The organism is [Clostridium] symbiosum ATCC 14940 (assembly GCF_000466485.1).
Classification (GTDB): domain Bacteria; phylum Bacillota; class Clostridia; order Lachnospirales; family Lachnospiraceae; genus Otoolea; species Otoolea symbiosa.
Map to the genome: position 1 here is coordinate 1 of NZ_KE992892.1, position 26,952 is coordinate 26,952.

Here is a 26,952-nt window from a genome sequence, read left to right on the forward strand (position 1 = left end):
GTTCCGGACGCGTCCTCCCAACCTCAGTTAAATCCCCATTTTATTTAAAATACTTCTGGCAACGCTGATTCCGTTGGCAGACGCCTGCTGAAGTCCCCTGGTGACGGAAGCACCGTCCCCGATGGCGCGGAGCCCCTGTACGCTGGTCTCAAAATCAGTGTTCACAACGACCTTGTTGGAGTAGAATTTGACTTCTACGCCGTACAGCAGGGTTTCATCGCTGGCAATGCCTGGAGTGACCTTGTCGAGTGCCAGGATCATCTCTTTAATATCTACCATGATGCGGTGCGGAAGAACTAAGGATAAATCTCCCGGAACAGCATCTTTTAAGGTCGGAATCAGGTTGTTGCGGCAGAGACGTTCCTCTGTCGTTCTTCTGCCTCTCTGGAAATCTCCAAAAGCCTGAACCAGAATTTTGCCGTCACAGAGCATATTGCTGAGCTGGGCGATGTGTTTGCCGTATTCAATCGGCGTCTTGAACGGCTTGGTGAAGTTTTTAGATACCAGCAGCGCAAAGTTGGTATTATTCGTTTTATATTCTTTAGACTTATAGGCATGGCCGTTTACGACAGCGAGCCCGTTCTCGTAATATTCCGTTGCCACTTCACCGGACGGGTTGGTGCAGAAGGTACGCACTTTATCGTCGAAAGTAGGGGTGTAGTAGACCAGCTTAGCCTCGTAAAGATTCTTGTTCAGGAATTCCATCACCTCGTCGCGGACTTCTACACGGACGCCGATATCCACGGTACCGACTTCCGTCTCAATGCCGTGGCGGCTGCAGATATGGCTGAACCAGTCGGAGCCCTCGCGGCCGATGGCGGCGATAATCTCGCCTGCGCTGTAGGTTTCTTTACTGTCTGTTACGACAGCTTTGGCAACTCCGTTCTCAATGATAATATCATCGACCATTGTGTTAAATAGCATATGTACGCCCTGTTCTATCAGATGTTCCTGAAGGCGGGTATAAATCTTATAACCTTCCTCGGTACCAAGATGACGGATGGGACATTCAATCAGCTTTAAGTTGGCGGTAATGGCCTTGCGCCGTATTTCCTCTATTTCTTTCTGCTTGTCAATTCCGTAGACGTTTTGGTCGGCTCCGAATTTCAGATAAATATCATCCGATTCCCGGATCAGCTCCTGCGCTCTGTCGTAGCCCAGAATCTCCGGAAGATTGCCGCCCACATCGGGAGACAGGGAAAGCTTGCCGTCGGAAAACGCCCCTGCGCCTGCAAAGCCGGTGGTGATGGAGCATGGTTTGCATCCGACGCACACCTTTGTCTTCCGTTTTGGGCAAACCCGCTTTTCAATGGGCCTTCCCTTTTCTATCATTAAAATTTTCATATCCGGTTTTTCTTTAATTAGTTCATAAGCGCAGAAAATACCGGACGGTCCTGCGCCGATGATGATTACATCTGCCTGATTCATTTCGTTCATAAATATTGCCCCCTTAAACTTTTTATTATATCTGGCCGGCTGGAGTAAATAAAAAACCAACCGCGGAATGGTAAACGACAGCCAGGCTGCCGCCTATAGTCAACTATTCCGGTAGTTGGTAGAAACGTTCACCCAATCATGAACTTATATAAGCACAACACCCCAATTTTACCATAATAAAAGATAGACGGCAAGAGAATAATGGAGATTTGGTTGAGGTTCGGAGGACGCGTCCGGTGTGGTGGGGGATTCTGTCTGAGTCTTCCGTCCCGGCGGCGTCCTCATCTGCTTAATTAAATTCCCATCCCTTTACAACACCGAAAAAACCTGATAAAATGGCTGAATACAGCGTTAGATATTCCGGAAAAGGAAATTCTAACGCTTTAAGGCGTGCCTGTGGCAGACAAAAAATCAGGAAGCAGAATCATTTTGATCGTATAAAGGAGAAAATATCATATGTATATAATAGCAGGACTTGGAAATCCGGGAAAAGAGTACGCGGGCAGCAGGCACAATGTAGGATTTATGACGCTGGATGAACTGGCGGACCGGTATAATATCGATGTTAGGGAAAAAGCGCATAAGGCATTAATTGGAAAAGGAATGATTGAGGGAAATAAGGTAATACTGGTAAAGCCGCAGACCTACATGAATTTAAGCGGGGAGAGCATCCGTTCCGTAATGGATTATTATAAGACGGAACCTTCGGATTTTATTGTCATCTATGATGATATCAGTCTGGAGCCGGGGCAGATAAGAATACGCAAGAAAGGCAGCGCAGGCGGCCATAACGGCATTAAAAATATAATTGCCCATCTGGGAACCCAGGAATTTCCCAGGATCCGGATCGGGGTAGGTGAGAAGCCGGCCAGGATGGATTTGGCGGATTATGTTCTGGGACATTTTTCTAAAGAAGAGAAAGAACGGATGGAGCAGGCATTTAAGGATGGAGCTGCGGCAGCCGTGGCGATGATGAACGATGGAGTTGATACCGCAATGAACCGTTTTAACGGTGCGGCCAGGACAGTGAAAAAAACGGCGGAAAAACCGGAAACCGAAGTATAAAAGCGGAGACAAAGAGAGTTATACTCAGAAAGAACGGGGAATGAAATGGAAAGCATTTTTGCAAATCCACTTGAAGAGTTAATTGAATTTGGGGATATGAACCGGGAGCTGGAGAGAGGACAGGGACCTCTGCTGGCGAGCGGATGCATGGATTCACAGAAGGCGCACCTGATATCGGAACTGACAAAGGAGATACCATGGAAGCTGATTGTGACTTATGATGATCAGAGAGCCAGGGAGCTTTACGAGGATTACCGGTGTTTTTCTCCCGATGTATATTTATATCCGGCCCGGGATCTGCTGTTTTACAGCTCTGATATCCATGGGAACCTCCTGACAAGACAGAGGATGCAGGTTATGAAGCATCTGGCGGAGGAGAGCGGGGGCGCTGTCATAACGACGGTCGACGGCCTGATGGATCACCTCCTTCCCCTGGAAAATCTGAAACGGCAGTGTCTCAGGGTTGGAAGCGGAGAGGCCCTGGACGTGGATAAGCTTAAGGTATCCCTCACCGGAATGGGATACGAGAGGGTTGCCCAGGTAGACGGAATGGGACAGTTTTCCGTCAGAGGCGGTATTATTGACATCTATCCTCTGACAGAAGAACTACCGTTTCGAATCGAACTTTGGGGGGATGAGGTGGATTCCATCCGGACCTTTGATCCGGAGAGCCAGAGATCGGTGGAACAGCTTGACGAGGCCCTGCTCTATCCTGCGACGGAACTGGTCCTTACCAGAGAAGAGGCGGCGGCCGGTATCCTGAAGATAGAAAAAGAAAAGAATAAATACGTCAAATCACTGCGGGAGCAGATGAAGACGGAGGAGGCCCGCCGGATTGAGTCGGTAATCAGCGAGCTGACGGAAGGCCTTAAGGAGGGATGGAGGGTTCATGGTCTCGGTAGTTTCATCCGGTATTTTTGCCCTGAGACGGTATCGTTTCTGCGGTATTTTCCGGAGGGCAGACTGACCGTTTTCATGGATGAGCCTCTGCGCCTTCGCGAGAAAGCGGAGGTGGTTGAGGAAGAATTCCGGGAGAGCATGGTTCACAGGCTGGAAAACGGCTATCTTCTTCCGGGACAGGCGGACTTTATGTTCCCGGCCAAAGCGGTCATGGCGATGGCTGCGGGGGACAGGACCCTGATGATGCTTGGACTGGAGCAGAAACTTCCCGGAATTTCCGTGAAAAAGAAATTTGGCCTTACGGTGAAAAGCGTTAACTCCTATCAGAACGGATTTGAGCTTTTAATCAAGGATCTGACAAGATGGAAGAAAGAAAAATACAGAGTGGTACTGCTGTCCGGTTCCAGAACCAGGGCCAGCCGTCTGGCGGGCGATTTACGGGAGTATGATCTGAGGGCCTTCTGCCCGGACGAAGGGCAGATCCAGGTGCTGCCGGGAGAGATCATGGTTACCTACGGGAATCTTCACAGGGGGTTTGAATATCCTCTGATCAAGTTTGTCGTGATTACCGAAGGAGACATGTTCGGCGGTGTGCGCCAGAAAAAGAAGAGAAAAAAGACAGCCTATCAGGGGAAGAAGATTCAGAGCTTTTCGGAACTGGCCGTAGGAGACTATGTGGTTCATGAAAGCCATGGACTTGGGATTTACCGCGGAATCGAAAAAATTGAACAGGATAAAATCGTCAAGGATTATATTAAAATCGAGTACCGGGACGGAGGGAACCTCTATCTTCCCGCGACGAGGCTCGAAGGAATCCAGAAATATGCCGGAGCCGATGCAAAACAGCCGAAGCTCAATAAACTGGGCGGCACAGAGTGGAATAAGACAAAGACAAAGGTAAGAGGGGCCGTCAAAGAGATAGCCAAAGAGCTGGTGGAGCTGTACGCCTCCAGACAGGAGAGCGAAGGCTATCAGTATGGGGCGGATACGGTATGGCAGAGCGAGTTTGAGGAGATGTTTCCCTTTGAAGAGACGGAGGACCAGCTGGAGGCCATTGAATCGACAAAGAGAGATATGGAGAGCAAAAAGATTATGGACCGTCTGATCTGCGGCGACGTGGGCTACGGAAAGACTGAAATCGCCCTCAGAGCCGCTTTTAAGGCCATCCAGGAGGGAAAGCAGGTGGTTTACCTGGTGCCCACGACAATCCTTGCCCAGCAGCATTATAACACCTTTGTGCAGCGCATGAAGGATTTTCCGGTCCGGGTTGATATGATGTCGCGCTTCAGGACGGCCACGGAGCAGAAACGGACGCTGGAGGATTTGAAAAAAGGCTTTGTCGATGTGCTGATAGGAACCCACCGTGTTCTCTCAAAAGACGTGGTGTTTAAGAATCTCGGCCTTCTCATCATAGACGAGGAACAGCGTTTTGGTGTTGCCCATAAAGAAAAAATCAAACAGCTCAAGGAAAATGTGGACGTTCTGACACTGACGGCCACGCCGATCCCAAGGACGCTCCATATGAGTCTGATCGGGATACGTGACATGAGTGTTTTGGAGGAGCCTCCGGTTGACCGGCTTCCGATCCAGACCTATGTAATGGAGTATAATGACGAGATGGTGAGGGAAGCCATTCACCGTGAACTTGCCAGAGGCGGACAGGTGTACTATGTCTATAACCGGGTTAATAACATTGATGAGATCACGAATCATGTCGCGGCTCTCGTACCGGAGGCAAATGTCACATTTGCCCACGGCCAGATGCACGAACATGAACTGGAGAGAATCATGCTGGATTTCGTCAATGGGGACATAGATGTGCTTGTGTCCACGACTATTATAGAAACAGGCCTCGATATACCGAATGCCAATACGATTATCATACATGATGCCGACCGGCTGGGCCTTTCCCAGCTTTACCAGATAAGGGGGCGCGTTGGGCGTTCCAACAGGACTTCCTATGCATTTTTAATGTACCGCCGCGATAAGCTGCTGCGGGAGGAGGCGGAAAAAAGACTTCAGGCTATCCGGGAATTTACGGAGCTGGGAAGCGGAATCAAGATTGCTATGCGCGATTTGGAGCTTCGCGGCGCAGGCAATATACTGGGAGCGGAACAGCACGGCCACATGGAGGCCGTGGGCTACGACCTCTACTGCAAGCTGCTGAACGAAGCAGTTCTGGCGCTTAAAGGGCAGAAGGAAGACGAGGGCTTTGAGACTGTGGTAGACTGCGATATCGATGCCTATATTCCTGCATCCTATATCAAAAATGAATACCAGAAGCTGGATATTTACAAGCGGATTTCCGGCATTGAAAACCAGGAAGAATACATGGATATGCAGGACGAACTCATCGACCGTTTCGGCGATATACCAAAACCGGTGGAAAATCTGCTCCTGATAGCGCAGATTAAAGCGATGGCCCATCAGGCAGGCGTGACGGAGGTTAATATAAACCGTCAGGAGATTACACTGAGAATGTATAAAAATGCCGGAATTGACACAACGGGCATTCCTGGGCTGATCGACCGGTACAAGGGAGCGTTTGTTTTCAGGACAGGGGAAGTCCCCACCTTTATCTATCAGGATCGCAGAGCAAAAAACAAGGATTGCACGGCAATGATAGAAAAAGCGGAGGAAATATTGGGCGAACTGGGCAGGATGGCGGTCAAGGCGTCCGTGTGAGGAGATAAGACGCCGGGAAAAAAGAAATGACAACCTGTAAAGAGTCGTGTTATACTATGGGCAAAGGACAAAATAGTTGCTGCCCGCATTGTCTGAAAGGAGCACCGGCTTGAACCCGCTTATTTCACTGCTGAATGACGTAATTGTAATTTTATTTACTCTTGCCATATGTACCAGGATATTTTCACTGCGGAAAAAGAATCTGTTTTATAAGACCCTTATGTATGGGGGATGCGCGGCTATATTCCTGGTATATGCACTTGCCGCCGGGTTTTACGGCATGGCTTCGTCGGTAGCCTCTGTTCTGTGTGTGGGAGTCCCGGGCCTCTTCTTATTTCTCGGCGTCTCAAAGCACAGGGACAGCCGGTTTTGCGTCACGTTCTTTTTTGTGCATTCCCTGGCCCTAATCATTGGCTTCACGGGCCGCTACATCGGGACGCTGACATCAGACGCAGGCAGTGTGCTCAGCATTGCAGTCACAGCGGGGCTCTATCTGATGGTTATAAAGCTTGGGAACAGGCATTTTGAGAGATATCACGAACTGCTTGAGCTGGTTGACGTCGGGTGGAACGGGATGGCATTTTCAATGGGCCTGATCTATTTTTCACTGGTATTCTTTGCCGCTTATCCCAAACCGATGATTGAGCGGCTGGAGTATGGGCCTGTATACCTGGTTTATTCGGGTGTCATCTTATCATGCTATAACATTTTTCTCAAATCAATAATAAAAACACGCCGGATTACCGAGCAGAACAGGATTTTGGAGCATGAGAAGGAGATTTACAAAATTGCCTATACGGACTCCCTGACGGGACTGGGGAACCGGGCGGCTTATGTGGATTTACTCAACCGCTATGAACGGGAACAGCGGGAGGGCCGGATTTGCTGTATCATGATAGACTTGAATAATCTGAAGACGGTCAATGACAGCAGGGGACATCATATGGGAGATATTTTTCTTAAAATGGCGGCGGACGCCCTGAGACAGGCATTTACCGGCAGGCGCGTCTCCATATTCCGAATCGGGGGCGACGAATTTTCTATTCTGGCGGAGGAGATTTCCGAGAAAGAATTGAAGAAATGCCTGGGGGAAGCAGGCCGTCTACTGCAGAAAAAGGAGGAGGAGACCGGGCTTCATTTTAATTTTGCCGCCGGCTGGGAGTTCCTCGACCGGAACATCTCCTGCCTGACGATTGAGGACGCGTTCATGAAGGCGGATCAGATGATGTACCGGAGGAAAAGACTGCAAAAAGAAGCGGGAGGAATGAAGGGCAGAAAAGGCTTCGAGTGATGCAGTGGTAACAATGCATATACATAAATTTATTAATACAAGATTGGGAGATTAGATGTGGTACAAAAAGCACAGCCGTACAAATATCAGGTGTACAATGAGATAAAAAGAGGAATATTGAAGGGCCAATACGTGCCGGGGGATGTACTGACGGAGAGAAGGCTGTCCGAGGAGATGGGTATCAGCAGGACGCCGATCCGTGAGGCAATGCAGATGCTGGAGCATGACGGATGGCTGGTGGTGGAGACCTACAAAGGCGCTCTGGTGAGGGAATTTGATCTGGAATATGTACTGGAAGTATTAAAAATCAGAAAATCGCTGGAGATGCTGGCAGTCGAAGATGCAGTGCAAAATGCGGCGGCTCCGGATCTGGAAGAGCTGGAAGAGATAGTCTGCTGCCAGAGGGATATGCTGAACCATTATGATGAGTATGACTTTATTGAAATGGACCGCAAATTCCACCAGAAGATTTATGAGTTGAGCCATAACAGGACCCTGCAGGGACTTTTAAGTAATTTTAATGATATTATTTCATTTTTCGGAATCCGGGCGCTGCAGAAGAAGGAGCGGAAGCTGACGACGATGGATGAACACCAGAACATACTAAACGCCATGAAAAGCAGGGATGCCGGCGCAGCCGTCCGCGCGATGGAAGAGCATATGACGGAGACGTTCAACAACATCGAGAATTATATGAAATCCCGCCGAAACCATTAAAAACCGGTCTGCCATATCTGACACACAGAACGACCGGTTTTTTCCGTCTGGAAAACCGGAATCTGGCTATCGTGTAAATACTGCCTAAAAAGAACAGGAAAAAGGGAAGAGGCTTGACAATAATGCACAATCGTGTTATCTTATTCTAAGTGGTATACCATATATCATATATTACATACGATATGGCAAATAGAGGAGTGAGAGGTAAACGAGATGAAAGTCAGTATTGTTCAGATGGATGTGCGGCTTGCAGATCCGGAATACAATTTTTCCCATGCGGAAGAACTGATCCGGAGCGCGGCCGCCGAAAAGCCGGATGTCATCTGCCTTCCGGAGACGTGGAACACGGGATTCTTCCCCAGGGAGAACCTGGAGATCCTGTCGGACCGGGACGGAGTGCAGGTAAAGAAGAGGATTGGTTCTCTGGCAAAGGAACTAGGGGTTCATATTGTGGCTGGTTCCGTAGCCAACGTAAAGGGGGACGGCGTATATAATACGGCGTACATATTTAACCGTGAAGGAAGCTGTATTGCAGAGTATGATAAGACCCATCTTTTTACGCCGATGGGCGAACAGGATTTCTTTGAGCTGGGGGATCATACAGTCAACTTTGAACTGGACGGGGTGGCCTGCGCGATGGTTATCTGCTATGATATCCGTTTTCCGGAACTGATCCGGACCCTTACGCTTCGGGGCGTGGACGTTCTGTTTGTAGCCGCCCAGTGGCCGCTGCTTCGGAAAGGACATTGGCAGGTGCTGAACCGGGTGAGAGCCATAGAGAACCAGTGCTTTGTCGTTGCAGTTAACGGCTGCGGAATGGCGGGAGAAACAAAATACGCAGGTTATTCCGCTGCAATCGATCCATGGGGAGAGACGATAACGGGAGCAGGAGAGAGCGAGAAAATACTGGCGGCAGAACTGGATCTTGACATGATACGCGGCATCCGGGAGAGCATCAACATATACAGGGACAGGCGTCCCGGCATTTATCACTTAGGGGTTTGAAAGGAAACGGATAAGATGAGTAAGATGAAATTTCTGTTAATGACGAAAGACGGTGCGCAGGAGAAAGAAATAAATTATGATCAGGTATTCGCCATCGGCTATGCAGGCCGGAATATGGAGAAAACCATGGAGCATATCAGGGAGCTGGAGGAACAGCTCGGAGTTCCGGCCCCGAAGAAAATTCCGACGATATTTCAGTGCGGCACGTATCTGCTGACCCAGGAAAAAGACCTGCATTTTATAGGGGAAAAGACCTGCGGGGAAGTGGAATATGTGATGGTGGTGACCGGAGGAAAGCTTTACATAGGACTTGGCAGTGACCATACGGATCGCGAATTAGAGGGAATGAGCGTACCAAAGGCGAAACAGATTTGCGCCAAACCGATTGGGACAATTCTGTGGGACTACGAAGAAATCAAAGAACACTGGGAGACCATTAAGCTATATTCCTATCAGACGGTGGATGGTGAGGAGATTCTCTATCAGCAGGGAACTCTGGCAGACATCATGGATCCGGGGATGATTCTGAAGGAGCTGGATGAAAGAGTGGGCAATGTTACGGACGCTGTGATTTATTCCGGTACGGTTCCGCTGACGGAAGGGTTCCGTTATGGGACCGAATTCAGATGCGAGATGGACGACGAGGTGTTGGGAAGAAAGTTATCATTAAATTACAAGGTGATTACAGTCAGTGAGGAGGAACGGTAAAATGAGAAAGTTATTTCGGGCAGTATTGGCATCAATGGCAGTGGCAGCCGCGTTAACGGGATGCGGAGGCAAAAAAAGTGAAGCTCCGGCAGACGGCGGGACTAAAAAGGAGGCGGCAAAAGCCGCAGACGCAATTGAGATCAAGGTGGCTACCGTAGGCAATGAAAAGCACCAGTCCACAATTGCCGCAACGTATTTTAAGGAAAAAATTGAGGAATTATCAGGCGGTCAGGTAAAAGTCACGATTTATCCCAACGCTTCATTAGGAAGTGAACGTGAGGCGGCCGAGGGCGTGAAGCTGGGAACCCTGGAGATGACAATTGTGACGACAGACGGAACGCTCCCGTCCTGGGTGTCGGATGTACAGCTTTTATCAATTCCGTATCTGTTTGAAAATAAACAGGAGGCCTATTACATACTGGACGAAGTACTTGAACCGGAATTCGAAAAGCTGTTTGAGGCGCAGGGCTTTAAGCATCTCGGCTTTGCGGAGCTGGGCTTCCGCCATTTCACCAACAATGTGCGCGAAGTTGTAAAAGCATCGGATATGGAGGGGCTTTCCATCCGTGTCCAGGAGGCTACCGTATGGTTCAGCCTGATGGACTGCCTGAAAGCAAGGGGAACGGCTCTTCCGTTTAATGAGCTGTATACGGCGCTTCAGCAGGGAACGGTGGACGGACAGGAGAACCCGATTGTCTCCATCGCTTCCTCCGGATTTAATGAAGTGCAGAAATACATGGTTCTGGACGGCCATACCTATGGCGCCGAGAGCGTTATCATGAACCTGGATTTTTACAACAAGCAGTCTGACGAGGTGAAGGGCTGGATTGACAGCGCTGTTCAATATGCGGTTGAGGAACAGAGGGCAGCCGTGGATTCCATGGAAGCAGAGTATATGGAACAGATTAAGGAGAGCGGCGTAAAGGTCAGCGAACCGGATATCGAAAGCTTCAAGGAGGCGACCAGAGATTTCTATCTGAGGGATGAAATCAAAGAGCTTGTTAACCCGGAGTTAGTAGAGCTTGTTATGCAGAAGCTTGACGAGTATAAGAACAGCGGGAACTAAAAGCGCAGAGAAAACATATCGTGGGTGAGAGACTTAACAGAGAGGTTCGAGTATGAAAGTGATCAATCTAGTGGTGGATAAAGTGATAAAGGCCGTCATGGCGGTCAGCGGCATTGTTCTGCTGGCAGTGACGTTCTGGCAGGTGGTCTGCCGGTACGTGCTGAAGGCGCCCCTGCCGTGGAGCCAGGATATAATCAGGCTGAGCTTTACGTATCTTGTATTTTGGGGAGCGGCCTATTGTGTCCATGAAAAAGCCAATCTGAACGTAGACGTTCTGTTGACTTCGCTTCCGAAGGTGATTGGAAAGCTGTTGGAAATCATCATAAATGTTGTACTGGTCGGATTTTTCGTATTCCTGTTATATATGGGACTTCAGTTCGCACAGACAGGTACGACCCAGACAACGTCTTATCTGCCGATTCCGATGTCCTGGTATTATATGAGCATTCCCAGCGCGGCGGCCTTCATGATTTTTTACATGATTGGAAATCTGGCGGTACAGGTAAAGGAATTTATTCAGTTGAAAAAGGGGGAGAAATAGGATGGCATTAATTATACTGTTATTCGGATTATTTATAGTCGGAGTGCCGATTTGTTTTTCCCTTGGTTTAATCTCCCTTTACGGAGTGGCTGCGGCCGGTTATCCCCTGTCCGTCATCACCCAGAGGATGTTTACGGGAGCCGACAGTATTTCGCTGATTGCCATCCCGCTTTTTATCCTGGCGGGCGGTTTGATGGTCCAGGGAGGCATGTCGAGGCGAATCGTGGATTTTGCGGATGCCCTGATTGGACATTTCCCCAGCGGACTTGCCATGGTCAGTATTCTGGCCTGCATGTTCTTTGCCGCCATCACCGGTTCGGCCATTGCGGCGACAGCTGCCATCGGCGGTATCATGATTCCTCTTATGAAGGAAAAGGGGTATGAAAATACATTTTCGGCTCCTCTTCTGGCCTGCGGCGGTTCCATCGGTCCGGTTATTCCCCCCAGCATCCCCCTGCTTCTTTACGGGACAATGGCCAGTGTGAGTATCGGAAAGCTGTTTATCGGCGGTTTTATACCGGGAATTATCATGGGCCTCGGCCTGATGGTTTACAGCTACTATGTAGGTAAAAAGCGTCATTATGTGGGACGTGAACAGAAGGCGCCGGCGGGCGAAGTGCTGAAAACGGGAAAAGACGCCCTGCTCGCATTAATCATGCCTGTCATTATCATCGGCGGAATCATGAGCGGAATTTTTACGGCGACGGAGTCCGGAGCGATTGCCTGTGTCTACTCCCTGATTATCGGAATCTTTGTATACCGGGAGCTGAAGATTAAAAGCCTATGGGGCGTATTTATCGACTGTGCAAAATCGACCGGTCAGGTGCTGATCGTGGTTGCCTTCGCCTCCCTGTTTACCTGGATTATTACGGTGAATCAGGTACCGCAGCAGGTCAGCGCTTTACTGACCGAGAATATTGGAAATAAATATCTGATGCTGCTTGTCATAAACGCAGTGCTGCTGGTGGCCGGAACCTTTATCGACACGACCAGCGCGCTGGTCATCTTCACGCCGCTGTTTCTTCCGATTGTACAGGGAATGGGAATCGACCTGCTGCATTTCGGCCTGGTCATGACGGTGAACCTGACGATCGGCATGTGTACGCCGCCTCTCGGGGTATGCCTGTTTGTATCCGGTACCATTGCGGAGGTATCCTTAAAAGACCAGATGAGGGATCTTCTTCCGATGCTGGCGGTCCTGCTGATTGTCCTGCTAATTATTACATATATACCGGAAACCGTTACGTTTTTGCCGAATCTGATAGGATAAGCCTGTTATTTAAAATTTTCGCCTTGACAAACAGTACAAAACTTCCTATAATGTCAAGTACTTAAACTAAATATTTTTAAGTAAAGGCTTTGAAGGGAACAAGTAGTTACTGTATGACGCACAGAAAGCAGCCGGTTGATGAGAGGCGCGCGTTTCGGCAGGCGGACGAATACATCCCGGAGCTGCACACCCAACGGAATTGTTATTGGTTCCCAGTAGGCTGTGACGTATCAGGCACACGTTATCGTGCCGGAGTATATCGGATTTTTGATGTACTTGCTGAGGCAGACAGTGCGAGCTGTTTGTGAATAAAGGTGGTAACACGGGATTTCGCCCCGTCCTTTTTATGAAGGACGGGGCTTTTTTGGTAACAGTTCAGCCATGATGTATTCCGCGAGGTGTTTTCGCTGTTTTTTGCGAAAATCCCGAGTTGTGCGGCGCGAAACGGCGTTTTTTGCCGTTTCTGTGCATCATTTGTTACGGTTTAGCCGAAGGCTGAACCGTAACCTTTTTTGCTCATCCGGGCCTGTGTGCCAACGGGCTTTGAGCTGTGGTTTCGTCCTTGAAACGATTGGAAATATGAATAATTTCATGGAAGGAAAAGGAGAAGTAACATGAAAATTTACGAAGAACTCGTTGCCAGGGGCCTGATTGCCCAGGTGACCAATGAAGAAGAAATCGGGAACATGATTAACGAAGGCAAGGCCACATTTTACATCGGCTTTGACCCGACGGCCGACAGCCTCCATGTAGGCCATTTTATGGCTCTCTGTCTGATGAAGCGCCTCCAGATGGCCGGTAATAAGCCGATTGCCCTGCTGGGCGGCGGGACCGGTATGATTGGGGATCCGTCGGGCAGAAACGACCTGCGCCAGATGATGACGGTGGAGACAATCCAGCACAACTGCGACTGTTTCAAACAGCAGATGAGCCGGTTTATCGATTTTTCAGAAGGCAAGGCAATGATGGTAAATAATGCGGAATGGCTCATGGGACTCAATTATGTGGAGCTGCTGCGCGAGGTAGGACCGCATTTCAGCGTCAACAGAATGCTTGCGGCAGAGTGCTATAAGCAGAGAATGGAAAAGGGATTAACCTTCCTGGAATTCAACTACATGATTATGCAGAGCTATGATTTCTATATGCTGTTCCAGAAATACGGCTGCAATATGCAGTTTGGAGGGGACGACCAGTGGAGTAACATGCTGGGAGGTACGGAGCTGATCCGCCGCAAATTAGGCAAGGATGCCCATGCCATGACAATTACCCTGCTGTTAAACTCGGAAGGAAAGAAAATGGGCAAGACCCAGTCCGGAGCCGTATGGCTTGATCCGAACAAGACATCGCCCTTTGAGTTCTACCAGTACTGGAGAAATATCGCAGACGCCGATGTGCTGAAATGCCTGAGAATGCTCACATTCCTCCCGATCGAACAGATCAATGAGATGGATAAGTGGGAGGGAAGCCAGTTAAATACGGCAAAAGAAATCCTTGCTTTCGAGCTTACAAACCTGGTACACGGTGAAGCGGAGGCAGAGAAAGCCAAAGAAGCTTCCAGGGCTTTATTTACAAGCGGAAATGCTGCCGATATGCCGACGGCGGAGCTGACGGAAGAAGATTTTAACGGAGACGAGATTGATATTCTCACCATCCTGCAGAAGTCCGGCCTGGCTCCTTCACGTTCCGAGGCGCGAAGAAACGTAGAGCAGGGCGGCGTGGCTGTTGACGGTGAGGCCGTGAAAGACAGTAAGGCCGTATTTACCAAGGCACAGCTCTCCGGCGATGGAATCGTAGTGAAACGGGGAAAAAAGAATTTTAAAAAGGTAATATTAAATACAAACGGTCAGTAGGGAATATCCGGCGTGCTGCGAACAATAGCACGCTCCGCAATGCACGGAAACTGCAAAAAAACGCAGTTTTGCGCCGTATAACTCGGGAGTTTCGTGCTTAATGCGCACGAAATACCCCGCGGAACACAACCGTGGGAAAAGTAACGTAAAAGGACATATGGAATCCATATCAGGTTTCCATATGTCCTTTTTTCGTGGAAAAATCCGCAGAATCCGTTTACCGAGGGCTGGAAGCGGATATGGTAAAAATATAGAAAGCAATTGGTTAAATAGCTGAAAATAACAAGGAAATAAAAATTGAATAGCAATTATCGACAAAAAACAGGCTTTAGTTTCAGCATGAAGCACAATTGACAAGTAAAAAGGAGTGCTTTATACTGAATGTATTAAATGATACAAAATGTACTGCGCAAAACATTTTCAAGGGAAAGAGAGGTGAGGGAAGGCAACGGAAGTTAACGGTTCATGCCGTCTGAACTGTTACGCAGGAGACGTAAGGGAGAGGATTATGGACAACAGTGATACAAGATACAGAGGGGACGCCGGCTGGGGGCCGGCAAAGTTCAGAGAGTAAAGGAGAAAGGTATGACACTGACAGATGTTTTAATTGACTTTTCGATGATTAGTATTCTTCTTGTGGCGGGGGCATGGCTCAGAAGAAAGATAAGATTTTTACAGATATATTATATCCCGGTTTCACTGATTGCAGGTATATTGGGGCTGCTTTTAGGGCCTCAGATTTTAGGAAAGGTTTCACCGGTATGTTTTTCATTTTCCTCATCGATTGGCCAATGGGCGGGAGTTTTAAGCGCCATTGTCTTCAGCTGTTCTTTCCTGGGGCTGAAACTGGAAAAGGTCTCGGGCGAGGCGATGCAGACCTATTTTTTAGCGGGGACCATTCATCAGCTGCAGATTATCGCCGGCCTGACCGTTACATTTATTCTTGGCCTGGTATTCGCGGATTTGAAGTTCGGATTTGGAATTCTTCCCGTACTGGGATTTTACGGCGGGCATTCCATGGCGATTGCCGGCGGTACGATTTTTGATGAAGCGGGATATATGGCGTCAGGCGCACAGGTCGGAGCCACATTTGCGACAATCGGGCTTTTGACCGGGGTTATCTGTGGAATGTTCGAAATAAACCGGGCGGCCCAAAAGGGGATTACGAAGGTAAAAATGAAAAGGGAGGAAATGCCGGAAAGCATGCTGACGGGATACTATCCTGAAAATGAAAGGCCGTCCATCGGCAATGCCGTCACTTCCTCCGCAGCAATCGATCCATTGGGGGCTCAGGTGATGCTGGTCGGATTTATTATTCTTTGCGGCCATATACTGCGTACCGGACTGATCCGGATAAATCCGTTTTTCAAGAATCTTCCCCTGTTTGCCTGCTGTCTGATATTCAGCGCCATATTCTGTGTGCTGACACAGAAGGCGAAAAAGGTGAACGATATGATAGACAGGAAAACAGTGGTCCGTATTTCCGGAAGCGCGCTGGAATATATGATTACGGCGGCGCTGGCGACAACCAGCATCAGCGTATTTACGACGTATGCGGTGCCGCTTATCGTGGTCGGAGCATCAGTGGCTTTAGTGACCTGGTTCGCCAGCTTCGTCCTGTCAAAGTGGGTACTGCCGAAGGATGACTGCTTTGAGACTTCGGTAGGGCTATTCGGCCAGTGCTGCGGCGTACTTGCCACCGGACTTCTTCTGTTAAAGGTGGTGGATCCTGATTTTCAGACGAATGCGGCAACCAATATCACTTCCTCCAGCACATTGGGCTATACGTACCAGCTCCAGTACACGCTGGTGTTTATCGCGCTGATTATGACGCAGCCGATGTTTGTCTATCTGTGGAGCTGGGGACTTATGCTGATACTCCTGGGAGCCGGAATGTTTTTCGGGAAAAAGTACCGTAAAAAAGCAGTTTAATCATATATAAATAAAGTTTAGAAAGAGGTAAAAATGAAAAATACGAATTGGATGAAAGAGATGAGCTGGACGGAATTTGCAGAGAGAAAGTTATCCTGCGACACGGTGATTATCCCGGGCGGGGCGATAGAGGTCTACGGACCGCAGCTGCCGCTTGGTTCCGATTCCATTGTGTCAAAGGCAATCTGCGAGATGGTGGCGGAAAAAACGAATGCGATGATAGGGCCGTTTATTGAAGTGGGGGAATCAGCCGCACTGTACGGTTTTCCGGGAACAATCAAGATTATGCCGCAGACCTACTATCTGATGATGCGCGATGTGATGGAATCATTAATTCACTGGGGATTTAAGAATTTCATGTTTATTAATATGCATGCCGGAAATGTGCCCATCATCGGGCAGCTCTGCCGCGAATACCAGCGTTCCTCCGGAATCAAATGCGCCCAGATTGACTGGTGGAGATTTACGCAGCCGAATTCCGTGGGAATCTGTGAAAATACGGGATGGATGGCCCACGGACATGCCAGTGAATGCGGAACTTCAGTTATGCTTTACCTGCATCCTGAATACGTGGATCTAACGAAGACAGAGTGTATCAGAATGCCGGAGGAGTATACAAAATACCCGGATATTATTACATACACGGAATTCAGGGACAAAACGCCGAACGGCATCCTCGGGGATGCAACGATTGGAAGCAGGGAAAAAGGTGAGGCTATTGTCAGGAAATGCGTGGATAAGATTGCCGCCTTTATGATGAGCGAGTTCAACAGTTAGTCAAAGATGACAGTTCATGCTGCCTGAACTGATACAGTCAAAGAGCCGGCCGCCTCAGGAAACGGCCGGCTGCATAATTGAAGGCGGTAACCTGCGCGCGGAACGTGCCGGTTATCGTTTAAGAAGGAGAAAGCTTATGAAGAAATTTACAGCCGCAGTCATTCAGATGGATTCCGGGAATGACGTGGATCAAAATCTGAAGGAACTGGAAAGATTTATTGAGGAAGCAGCGGAAAAAAACGCAAAGCTGATTGCAATGCCTGAAAATGTCAATTATGTCGGAGATGAAAGCGCGAAATATGCGGAAGATGTTCCGGGAGGCAAAACATTTTGTTTTCTGTCGGAGCTGGCAGTGAAATATGGGGTCTGGCTTCACTGCGGCAGCATCTATGAAAAAAATCAGGCAGACAGCCGGCCTTATAATTGCACGATGGTAATCGGGCCGGACGGTGAGTTAAAAGCGAAGTATCATAAAATGCACCCATTTGACGTGGAAATTAAAAATGGACCGGCAGTCAGGGAATCGGAACGGATCTGTCCGGGAAATGAGATTGTGACCGTTGACACGAATGAGGTGGGACATTGGGGGCTTTCTATCTGCTACGATATGCGTTTTGGAGAATTATACCGTCTCATGGCTCTTGAGGGGGCGGAGATTTTATTTGTACCGGCAGATTTCACATTAAATACGGGTAAGGATCACTGGGAAACCATTCTGCGCACAAGGGCAATCGAAAACGGCTGCTACGTGGTAGCCCCGGGACAGTATGGAATCAAACCGAAATTCCAGGCATATGCGAAGTCACTCGTGGTAGATCCATGGGGCAATGTAATTGCAAAAGCGTCGGATCAGCCCTGTATCATTACTGCGGAGATCGATCTTGATTATCTTGAAAGAGTACGCAGACAGGTATTTACTCTGGAAAACAGGAGAGGGGACGTCTATCAGCTGCGCAGAATGCCGGCAGAGTGAGAGAGAGGATGAAAAAAGGTTTTTCGCTCGTAATATTATCAGCCGTCCTGTTTGGGACAATGCCCTTTTTTGCAAAGCAGATATATGGGATGGGGGGCAATTCCCTTACACTTTGCTTTCACCGGTTTTGCCTCAGTATCCCGTTCCTCTATCTGATTGTCCGTTACAAATATAAAATCAGCCTGAAAATTACAGGAAGAGAGTTCAGGAAAATACTGGTTCTGTCACTTTGCTGCGCAGGAACGCCGCTGCTGCTGTTTCAGTCCTACCGGTACATTCCGTCCGGGATGGCGACGACAATCCATTTTGTATACCCGATTCTGGTGCTGCTCGGCTGCGTTGTCTTTTACCGGGAGAGGCTCACGGTAAAAAAGTCGGTCTGCGCGGCGCTGTGCCTGCTTGGGATTTTGTTCTTCTACACTCCGGGGGAATCCGGGAGCCCGGCCGGAGTGGCCCTGGCCTTTGCTTCGGGCGTTACCTATGCCCTTTATGTCCTGTACTACTCCAAAAGCGGCCTTGCAGAAATGAACACGTTTAAGCTGAGTTTTTATCTGTCCCTGGTAAGCTCAGCCGGCATATTGGCCGGGGCGGTTCTGTCGGGAAAGATCGTATATGAGATGCCGCCTCAGGCGTGGCTTCTATCCGTACTGTTCGCTTTTATCGTCAGCGTGGTTGCCACGGTTTCATTCCAGGCGGGGACGGCCCGGATCGGACCGGAGAAATCCTCCATGCTTAGTACATTTGAGCCCCTGACCAGCATAGCGGCAGGAGTAGTCCTGTTCAGTGAACCGGTGACGCCCCGAACTGCCTTCGGGATTGCCTGTATCCTGTGCGCCGTGATTTTGCTGGCGTACGGGGACAGAAGCTCAAATAAGCTTACATTTACCGATGAAACAGTCCATTGATAATAAGGTAACAGCTCATTGAGAATAAGCTTTTGACTTATTAAATATGCAATGTTAGAATTGTTAATAAAGGAGCGGGTAAAGATGGCAGATTTTATTAACAGAGTGACGGAGCATTTTGATGAGCTGACGAAATCTCACAAAGAGGTTGCGAATTATTTTTTATATAATCTGGATAAAGTTGCGGTGGGTACGCTCGAAGATCTGGCCGGTCTGGTGGGGGTCAGCACCACGACGGTAATCCGTTTTGCCAGGCAGCTTGGCTACTCCGGATTTACGGAGCTTCAGAAGGATGCGCAGGATATTGTATTAAATAAAGATATGATCCCGGAACAGCCGGAGAGTGGTTCCCCGGACCAGAAGGTGAGCAGCAGGCTGGCCACATCTTTTGAACGGGATATCCGCAATATTGAAAACACGATGAAGGATCTGAAAGAGGAAGATCTGGATCGCGCCGTGTCTCTCATGCAGTCGGCAGATTCCCTGTATATTATGAGCATGAGGATGGGTTTTTCACTGGCATACTACGCTTTTGCAAGCTGGGGCAGGCTGAGAAGAGATATCCGGCTCCTGCGTTTTACGGGTATGGAGTACCCGGAAGAGATGGTCAGCATGAAAAAGGGGGACGTATGCGTCGTCTTTGCATTCCCACGGTTCACCTCCCTTGCAATCCATCTTCTCGAATGGATGAAGAAGAGGCAGGTAAAGGTTATCCTGGTTACGTCGGCCACGTTTGTGGCGGCCAGGGAGTATGCTGAAATCATACTGCCATGCAGGGTGCGGACTGCGTCTTACCAGAATTCCCATGTTGCGCCGATTTGCCTGATCAATTATTTTACAATGGCGCTGACGGCGGAAAATTATGATGAGGCGGCGGAGCTGCTGCGGGATACGGAGGAGCTTCTCGGGCCTGGCTTTTACATCGGAAATTAAACAGAAAAAGAAAGCCAAAGAGAGCGGAAAAAGCCCGGTGATTGCTTTTTCCGCTCTCTTTTACATTGATGACGGTGACCTGTGCGCGGAGCGTACAGGTTAATGTCTGCGTCCGGTCAAAAGAACAGATGCTGGGTTAAAATATTGGCTGCCATCAGAATCAGGATGATACCGCCGGCACGCTCCGCTTTGGATTTATATTTCATTCCGAAAAGATTGCCTGCTTTGACGCCGGCCACCGAGAGAATAAATGTGGTGACGCCGATAAAAGAAACGGCAGGGATAATATTAACGCTTAAGAATGCCAGAGTGACGCCGACGGCCAGGGCATCAATGCTGGTGGCAACGGCGAGAATGGTCATGGTCTTAAAATCCACGGAAGGATCCAGCTCCTCCGATTCGCAGGAGGCGAAGGACTCTTTAATCATATTGATTCCGATGATGACCAGCAGGACAAATGCGATCCAGTGATCGACGGAAGTAATGGCCTCCTTAAAATGATAGCCGAGAAAATAACCGATGAGCGGCATTCCGGCCTGAAAACCTCCGAAATACAGACCAATGATAACTGCATGCTTTTTATTCAGGCGCTTCATTGACAGGCCCTTACAGACGGCAACGGCGAAGGCATCCATCGAAAGCCCCACCGCAAGAATAAATAATTCTACTAATGACATAGGAGTTCCCCCTGTTCGTATATTGATATGCAAGAGAGCGGCTGTCTCATGCGAAACTTTGGCGGTTTGCAACAGCCCATGCTGTCTGAACTGTTACGGCGGTTTGCATGAAAAACAGATGCAGTACGGTCTGAACAACGAAAAAAGACTTATCTGCAGCAGAAACTGCAGATAAGTCTCATCATTTAAAGTTAAACCAGATATTTCTATCAGTATGTTGGCTAAACTACACGGATGCGCTGACTACTCCCTTATCTTTGTATGATTCTATCGGAAGTGAGAAAAAAAGTCAACATTAACTTACATTTTCCCGCAAAAAAATTACCCGTTTTTTACATTAGCTATACAGAAATATGATTTCCCCTTTTTCTCAAATGCCTTATACTGCGAACTGTAATAACAAGATTTGAATAAGTCAATTGAAAGATTGAAGGAGAAAAGAGGGTAATTATGAAAAAAAGAATTCAGAAATCAATCGCAATTTTAGGTGCGGCAGTATTAACAATGGGCCTTGCAGGATGCAGCTCATCTTCCAATACACCGGCGTCATCTGCTCCGGCAGCCGATACGGCAGAAGCTCCCGCGGCAGACGTACAGGCAGAGTCTGCAGCCGATACGCAGGCGGCAGAGGCAGCGGCCGGTTTGAGCGGTTCCATCACGCTGGCCGGTTCCACTTCCATGGAAAAATTTGCAAATGCCCTGGCAGAGGCATTTATGGAGAAATATCCGGACGTAACGGTACAGGCCGAATTCACCGGTTCTTCCGCAGGCGTTGAGGCGGTTCTGGGCGGACAGAGTGATGTCGGAAACTCTTCCAGAAAATTAAAAGATGAAGAAAAAGAAAAGGGAGCTGTTGAAAATATCGTGGCAATCGACGGGATTGCGGTAGTGACCGACCCGGCCAATACGGCGGCAGATCTCACAAAAGAACAGTTGATTAACATTTATAACGGAACCATCACAAACTGGAAAGATGCAGGCGGATCCGACCAGCCAATCGTGGTAATCGGCCGTGAGGCAGGTTCCGGTACAAGAGGCGCCTTTGAGGAAATCCTCAAATTGGAGGATGCATGTAAATATGCCAATGAGCTTGATTCCACCGGAGCCGTTATGGCTAAGGTAGCGTCCACGCCGGGAGCTATCGGCTATGTATCTCTCGATGTCATTGATGATACGGTCAAACTTTTAACTCTGAACGGAGTGGAAGCGAATGAGGAAAATATTAAGACAGGCGACTATTTCTTAAGCCGTCCGTTCGTTATGGCGACAAACGGAGAAATCAGTGCACAGAACGATTTGGTAAAAGCATTATTTGATTATGTGTACTCTGCTGAGGGGGATGAGCTTGTCAAATCCGTAGGCCTTATCACTACAAAATAGTAAAAAACCGCAACAGCTCAGACGCCTGAACTGTTACAAATATCCGGCCGCTGCAACTGAGAGCAGGAAAGCTTGAAAGGCGAAGCTTCACACTTGGTGCAGCGGCCGTAGTTTATTCTCATCCGTTACTTAGAAGGAGAAACATATGCACGAGAAAAACTTTTCCATAGCCCGTAATCATAAGAACAAAACGGCGGTAGAAAAAGGAGCTGAGGTCATTTTTACGGCCTGCGGCCTGCTGGCGGTTATTGCAGTCTTTTCGATTACCTTATACATGATTATCAGCGGTACTCCGGCGCTCTTTAAAGTGGGGATCCTCGATATCCTCTTCGGAAGTGTATGGAAGCCAACAGCGGATCCGGCATCCTTCGGCATCCTTTATGTAATTCTCACATCCATTGTCGGTACATTCCTGGCAATTCTAATCGGAGTTCCCATTGGCGTGTTGACCGCTATCTTCCTTGCGGAGGTGGCTCCGCCCAGGGTTGCTTCGATTGTAAGGCCGGCCGTGGAACTGCTGGCCGGCATTCCGTCGGTTATCTACGGCCTTCTGGGAATTTTGATTCTGAACCCGCTGATGTATAAACTGGAGCTGAAAATATTTGCAGGTTCCACCACCCACCAGTTTACGGGAGGCGCCAACCTGATTTCAGCAGTGCTTGTGCTGGCAGTCATGATTCTTCCGACGGTAATTAATATCAGCGAGTCGGCTCTAAGGGCAGTGCCGAAGCATTTAAAAAGCGCATCGCTGGCGCTGGGAGCTACCCATATTCAGACTATTTTTAAGGTGCTTGTTCCGGCAGCCAAATCAGGAATTGTAACGGCAATCGTGCTTGGCTGCGGCAGGGCAATCGGAGAAGCGATGGCTATCAGCCTTGTGTCGGGAAGTTCCGTTAACCTTCCGCTTCCATTTAATTCCGTCCGTTTCCTGACGACGGCGATTGTGGCGGAAATGTCGTATTCCCAGGGACTTCACCGGGAAGTGCTGTTCACCGTCGGCCTGGTTCTGTTCGCATTTATCATGTTTATCAATACGGTGCTTACCCGGATGTTCCAGAAAGGAGGGGCGGAAGATGACTAGTAATTTAAGTATTTACAACAGAAAAGTCCGCACCTCGGATCAGGTGCTTAAAGGGCTTATCTATCTCGCGGCGGCCGCAGCAATCAGCCTTCTTGTGGGGATTATGGGATATGTGTTTATAAGAGGGCTTCCGCAGCTTTCCTGGCAGTTCCTTTCCACTGTCCAGAGCGCCAGAAAAGGCACCTTCGGTATCCTGGGCAATATCGTCAATACTTTGTATATCATTGTCATCACACTGATTATCGCCGCTCCCGTGGGGATTGGCTCGGCGATATATCTGAACGAGTATGCAAAGCCGGGCAGGCTGGTGCGGACGATTGAATTTACAACTGAGATTTTATCAGGAATCCCTTCCATCATATTCGGCCTGTTCGGAATGGTGTTTTTCGGCACTACGCTGAAGCTGGGATATTCTGTATTGACCGGTTCATTTACATTGACTCTGATGGTTCTTCCACTGATTACGAGAAGCACTCAGGAGGCGCTTAAGACGGTGCCGGACAGCTACCGCTTCGGAGCGCTCGGCATCGGCGCCACCAAATGGTATATGATAAGGACGATCCTTCTTCCCAGCGCTGCGCCTGGAATTCTTACGGGAATCATCCTGTCGATTGGACGTATCGTGGGTGAGTCCGCAGCGCTTTTATTTACGGCGGGAAGCGGATTCCAGCTGCCAAAGAGTCTGTTCGGCAAGCTGTTTGAATCCAGCGGCACACTGACAATTCAGTTGTATCTGTCTATGCAGAAGGCAAAGTATGACCAGGCGTTCGGTATTGCGGTGGTACTTCTAATCATTGTTCTGGGCATCAACCTGCTGACAAAGTATCTGACCAGGAAATTTGACGTTACAAGGCTTCAATAAACGGAGGAAGAGATGGAAACTACGGGAACTTTGGAAAATAAAATTGTCACAACGGATTTGAACCTGCATTACGGTACAAATCACGCGCTTAAAGATATTAATCTCAATATTTATACAAATAAAATAACTGCCTTCATCGGACCATCCGGCTGCGGAAAATCCACATATTTAAAAACGCTGAACAGAATGAACGATCTGGTAGACGGTGTGAAAATCGAGGGAAAGGTGATGATAGACGGGGAAGATATTTACGATCCGAGGGTGGATACGACGCTTCTCAGAAAAAAAGTGGGGATGGTATTTCAGCAGCCCAATCCATTTCCGATGAGCATCTATGACAATATTGCCTATGGACCGCGAATCCACGGGATTAAGAATAAAAACCAGCTCGATGATATTGTCGAGCGAAGCTTAAAAGGAGCGGCGCTCTGGGATGAGGTGAGTGACCGGCTGAAAAAGTCGGCTCTGGGCCTTTCGGGAGGGCAGCAGCAGCGTCTCTGCATCGCCAGGGCGCTGGCAGTGGAGCCGGAAATCCTTTTGATGGATGAACCTACATCGGCCCTGGATCCGATTTCCACATTGAAGATAGAAGATTTGATGGATGAACTGAAACAGAAATACACGGTGGTTATCGTTACCCATAATATGCAGCAGGCAACCCGTATTGCGGATTATACCGCATTCTTCCTGGTGGGAGAAATCATTGAGTATGCCCCGACCACGGACTTGTTTTCACATCCGAAAGAGAAGAAGACAGAGGATTATATCACGGGCCGTTTCGGCTGATGAAGATATTTTGAAACAAGTATTTACTGTAATTATTAGGAGGAAATGAGATGGCGCCGAGAATAATGTTTGACCATGAGCTTATGGAGTTAAATAACGAACTGGTAAAAATGAGTGAGATGGTTGAAAAAGCGATTGCAGACAGCTTTGAAGCATTGAATAAAAGGGATTACTCCCTTGCAAAGACAGTGATTAAGGGGGACCGTAATGTGGATGAGATGGAGCGTAAGATAGAGAGCCGCTGTCTCTCACTGATGCTCAGGCAGCAGCCGGTTGCCCGTGACCTCAGACATATTTCAACGGCTCTCAAGGTAGTGACGGATCTGGAACGGATTGGCGACCATGCGGCCGATATTGCGGAGCTGACGATTCAGATGAAAGATAACTGTTCCTTTGAGAACGTCAAACATCTTCCTGCCATGGTGGAAAATGTAAGCTCCATGCTGCGGGATGCAATTCAGGCATTTATCGAACGCGATACGGAGGCTGCTGAACAGATAGAACTGCGGGATGACATCATCGACGCTTTATTTGATAAAGTAAAAGACGAGGTGGTGGAGCTGCTTAAGTTAGATTCTTCCCAGTCGGATATGGCGGTGGATCTGCTGATGCTTGCCAAGTATCTGGAGCGGATAGGGGATCACGCGGTTAATGTGTGCGAGTGGACCGAATTTTCAGATACGGGGGCGGTGAACAGCGTCACGTTATTATAATCAGGCTGGAGGCTTAAACAGATGCGGGCGGAATATGACAGGCAGCTCAGGGAGCTTGAAGAGGAACTGTTCGACATGGGAAGTATGTGCCAGCAGGCAGTTGCCTTTTCAGGAGCTGTGCTGATTGGGGATGATGAAACATTGAGGGAACAGGTCTGCTCACTGGAGATGGAGATTGACAAAAAGGACAGACAGATTGAAAACATCTGTACCGGGCTGCTGCTTCGCCAGACCCCGGTGGCCGGGGACCTCAGATTCGTCTCAGCAGCCCTGAAGATTGTGTCCGATATGGAGAGGATAGGCGATCAGGCCGCCGATATCGCAGAGCTTTCCCGGTATATATCCGAAAAACCGCTTCTGGAAAAGGTCCATATATCCGATATCTGCTGTGTTGTCATGAATATGGTGACGGACAGTGTCGAAGCCCTTGTAAAAAAGGATGAAATACTGGCCAGGAAAGTGATCGGAGACGACGACATTGCGGATGAGCTCTTTGTCAGGATAAAAGAAGAGCTTGTGAGCCTGATTCAGGAAAACAGGACAGAGCCGCAGGAAATCCTGGATCTTCTGATGGCGGCGAAATATTTCGAGCGGGTGGGCGATCACGCCGTAAATATAGCAGAGTGGGTGGAATTCATCGTGACCGGCATGCACGACGACAGAGAATGCGGGCATTAATTGTTACTATTCAAATCGGTCTGTCAAGACAGTTAAACAGGATTCACATCAAAATACCGATGTGAATCCTGTTTCTTTCGATTATTCAATAGCAATATATTTCTTTTCTTCAACCGCTTTGCGCTGCTCCTCTTTCGGGAATACCAGCTTCAGCATGCCGTTTTCAAAGGAAGCGCGTATGTCTTCTTCTTTCAGGTTATCACCGATATGGAAACTTCTGCGGCAGCTTCCGCTGTAGCGTTCTCTGCGGATATATTTGCCGTCCTCATCCTTTTCCTCGTTCTCAGAGGACTTCTGTGCCGTAATGGTAAGGTATCCGCCTGAAAGTTCCGCATGAATATCTTCTTTGGCAAAGCCCGGAAGCTCGATGTCAAGCTGGTAATTCTCACCCAGATCCTGAATATCGGTTTTCATAACATTGGATACGGAGCGGCTGCCGGAGGTGAATCCGGGGAACCGGAACATGTCGTCAAAAAAGTTGTCTACAAAATTATCATTGAAAATACTTGGTACTAACATAATTCATTCCTCCTTATATAAAAAGTTGATTGTTGGTATTGGATTACAGATAATTTTCTATCTGTTCTATATGTAATATAACATACAATATTAGCACTGTCAAGAGGCGAGTGCTAATATTTTTTAATTTTTTCAGACGCGGCCGGAACGGACCATGTACGGTGTGATGAGGGGGGCTGGCTGAGTCTTCCGTCCCCGTGG

24 protein-coding genes, 1 riboswitch and 1 other annotated feature are annotated in these 26,952 nt (G+C 48.6%); of the genes, 21 read left to right on the forward strand and 3 right to left on the reverse strand.

The annotated features are described in order from the left end of the window. Positions 1–27: 27 nt before the first annotated feature. Entirely contained in the window at positions 28–1,428 is a 1,401-nt protein-coding gene (locus CLOSYM_RS09555; RefSeq protein ID WP_334291287.1) for an NAD(P)/FAD-dependent oxidoreductase, read from the reverse strand. Between the two features lie 85 nt (positions 1,429–1,513). After that, a riboswitch (purine riboswitch) is annotated at positions 1,514–1,609 on the reverse strand. Positions 1,610–1,893: 284 nt separating this feature from the next. On the opposite strand from CLOSYM_RS09555, the gene pth reads away from it, so the two are divergent. The 15 genes from pth (at position 1,894) to CLOSYM_RS09630 (ending at position 20,055) form a co-directional block, all read left to right on the forward strand. Further along, complete coding sequence (gene pth / locus CLOSYM_RS09560; protein WP_021641969.1) at positions 1,894–2,502, forward strand: aminoacyl-tRNA hydrolase; 609 nt, start codon at positions 1,894–1,896, stop codon at positions 2,500–2,502. Positions 2,503–2,547: 45 nt separating this feature from the next. Then, positions 2,548–6,087, forward strand: a complete 3,540-nt coding sequence (gene mfd, locus CLOSYM_RS09565) for a transcription-repair coupling factor (RefSeq protein ID WP_021641970.1) — start codon at positions 2,548–2,550, stop codon at positions 6,085–6,087. Between the two features lie 109 nt (positions 6,088–6,196). Beyond that, positions 6,197–7,378: a GGDEF domain-containing protein gene (locus CLOSYM_RS09570; protein WP_242828662.1), complete on the forward strand. Its 1,182-nt coding sequence runs from the start codon at positions 6,197–6,199 to the stop codon at positions 7,376–7,378. A 57-nt stretch (positions 7,379–7,435) separates the two neighbouring features. Further along, the gene (locus CLOSYM_RS09575) at positions 7,436–8,095 is read left to right on the forward strand and encodes a GntR family transcriptional regulator (RefSeq protein ID WP_003501503.1); all 660 of its coding nucleotides are present in this window, start codon (positions 7,436–7,438) and stop codon (positions 8,093–8,095) included. Between the two features lie 213 nt (positions 8,096–8,308). Beyond that, positions 8,309–9,100 carry a carbon-nitrogen family hydrolase gene (locus CLOSYM_RS09580; RefSeq protein ID WP_021641972.1) on the forward strand — a complete coding sequence of 264 codons (792 nt, stop codon included), beginning with the start codon at positions 8,309–8,311 and terminating at the stop codon, positions 9,098–9,100. 15 nt (positions 9,101–9,115) lie between these two features. Beyond that, complete coding sequence (locus CLOSYM_RS09585) at positions 9,116–9,808, forward strand: DUF2848 family protein (RefSeq protein WP_003501507.1); 693 nt, start codon at positions 9,116–9,118, stop codon at positions 9,806–9,808. A gap of 1 nt (position 9,809) precedes the next feature. Continuing rightward, on the forward strand, positions 9,810–10,874 hold the full coding sequence (locus CLOSYM_RS09590) for a TRAP transporter substrate-binding protein (protein ID WP_021641973.1): 1,065 nt from the start codon (positions 9,810–9,812) through the stop codon (positions 10,872–10,874). A gap of 52 nt (positions 10,875–10,926) precedes the next feature. Continuing rightward, positions 10,927–11,415 (forward strand): TRAP transporter small permease, encoded by a 489-nt coding sequence (locus CLOSYM_RS09595; RefSeq protein WP_009296932.1) that lies wholly within the window; start codon positions 10,927–10,929, stop codon positions 11,413–11,415. A gap of 1 nt (position 11,416) precedes the next feature. Continuing rightward, the gene (locus CLOSYM_RS09600) at positions 11,417–12,685 is read left to right on the forward strand and encodes a TRAP transporter large permease (protein WP_003501513.1); all 1,269 of its coding nucleotides are present in this window, start codon (positions 11,417–11,419) and stop codon (positions 12,683–12,685) included. Positions 12,686–12,765: 80 nt separating this feature from the next. After that, positions 12,766–13,031 (forward strand) — a binding site (T-box leader). 268 nt (positions 13,032–13,299) lie between these two features. Next, positions 13,300–14,535 (forward strand): tyrosine--tRNA ligase, encoded by a 1,236-nt coding sequence (gene tyrS / locus CLOSYM_RS09605; protein ID WP_003501516.1) that lies wholly within the window; start codon positions 13,300–13,302, stop codon positions 14,533–14,535. A gap of 585 nt (positions 14,536–15,120) precedes the next feature. Continuing rightward, positions 15,121–16,467, forward strand: coding sequence for a sodium/glutamate symporter (locus tag CLOSYM_RS09610; protein ID WP_003501518.1), 1,347 nt, complete (start codon positions 15,121–15,123; stop codon positions 16,465–16,467). Positions 16,468–16,500: 33 nt separating this feature from the next. Continuing rightward, positions 16,501–17,244: a creatininase family protein gene (locus CLOSYM_RS09615; RefSeq protein ID WP_009296927.1), complete on the forward strand. Its 744-nt coding sequence runs from the start codon at positions 16,501–16,503 to the stop codon at positions 17,242–17,244. A 136-nt stretch (positions 17,245–17,380) separates the two neighbouring features. Then, positions 17,381–18,217 (forward strand): carbon-nitrogen hydrolase family protein, encoded by an 837-nt coding sequence (locus CLOSYM_RS09620; protein WP_044902317.1) that lies wholly within the window; start codon positions 17,381–17,383, stop codon positions 18,215–18,217. Positions 18,218–18,225: 8 nt separating this feature from the next. Further along, complete coding sequence (locus tag CLOSYM_RS09625) at positions 18,226–19,122, forward strand: DMT family transporter (protein WP_009296926.1); 897 nt, start codon at positions 18,226–18,228, stop codon at positions 19,120–19,122. Positions 19,123–19,206: 84 nt separating this feature from the next. Continuing rightward, the gene (locus CLOSYM_RS09630; protein ID WP_044902314.1) at positions 19,207–20,055 is read left to right on the forward strand and encodes a MurR/RpiR family transcriptional regulator; all 849 of its coding nucleotides are present in this window, start codon (positions 19,207–19,209) and stop codon (positions 20,053–20,055) included. Positions 20,056–20,171: 116 nt separating this feature from the next. Here the strand turns inward: CLOSYM_RS09630 and CLOSYM_RS09635 are convergent, their stop codons facing one another. Then, on the reverse strand, positions 20,172–20,732 hold the full coding sequence (locus CLOSYM_RS09635; RefSeq protein WP_021641977.1) for a manganese efflux pump MntP: 561 nt from the start codon (positions 20,730–20,732) through the stop codon (positions 20,172–20,174). Positions 20,733–21,182: 450 nt separating this feature from the next. Between CLOSYM_RS09635 and CLOSYM_RS09640 the strand changes: the two genes are divergently transcribed. From CLOSYM_RS09640 to phoU (CLOSYM_RS09665), 6 genes are all read left to right on the forward strand, one after another. After that, on the forward strand, positions 21,183–22,112 hold the full coding sequence (locus CLOSYM_RS09640) for a phosphate ABC transporter substrate-binding protein (RefSeq protein ID WP_003511199.1): 930 nt from the start codon (positions 21,183–21,185) through the stop codon (positions 22,110–22,112). A 145-nt stretch (positions 22,113–22,257) separates the two neighbouring features. Then, positions 22,258–23,193 carry a phosphate ABC transporter permease subunit PstC gene (pstC, locus tag CLOSYM_RS09645; RefSeq protein ID WP_003501533.1) on the forward strand — a complete coding sequence of 312 codons (936 nt, stop codon included), beginning with the start codon at positions 22,258–22,260 and terminating at the stop codon, positions 23,191–23,193. Beyond that, positions 23,186–24,055: a phosphate ABC transporter permease PstA gene (gene pstA, locus CLOSYM_RS09650; protein WP_003501534.1), complete on the forward strand. Its 870-nt coding sequence runs from the start codon at positions 23,186–23,188 to the stop codon at positions 24,053–24,055. The genes pstC and pstA overlap by 8 nt, the downstream gene beginning before the upstream one ends. A gap of 12 nt (positions 24,056–24,067) precedes the next feature. Further along, complete coding sequence (gene pstB, locus CLOSYM_RS09655; RefSeq protein ID WP_021641978.1) at positions 24,068–24,841, forward strand: phosphate ABC transporter ATP-binding protein PstB; 774 nt, start codon at positions 24,068–24,070, stop codon at positions 24,839–24,841. A gap of 50 nt (positions 24,842–24,891) precedes the next feature. After that, the gene (gene phoU / locus CLOSYM_RS09660) at positions 24,892–25,554 is read left to right on the forward strand and encodes a phosphate signaling complex protein PhoU (protein WP_021641979.1); all 663 of its coding nucleotides are present in this window, start codon (positions 24,892–24,894) and stop codon (positions 25,552–25,554) included. 21 nt (positions 25,555–25,575) lie between these two features. Next, a complete protein-coding gene (phoU, locus tag CLOSYM_RS09665) occupies positions 25,576–26,232 on the forward strand; it encodes a phosphate signaling complex protein PhoU (RefSeq protein WP_003501537.1) in 657 nt (218 codons plus the stop codon). An 81-nt stretch (positions 26,233–26,313) separates the two neighbouring features. On the opposite strand, the gene CLOSYM_RS09670 is transcribed toward phoU (CLOSYM_RS09665), so the two are convergent. Beyond that, positions 26,314–26,751, reverse strand: a complete 438-nt coding sequence (locus CLOSYM_RS09670) for an Hsp20/alpha crystallin family protein (protein ID WP_003501538.1) — start codon at positions 26,749–26,751, stop codon at positions 26,314–26,316. Positions 26,752–26,952: the final 201 nt, after the last annotated feature.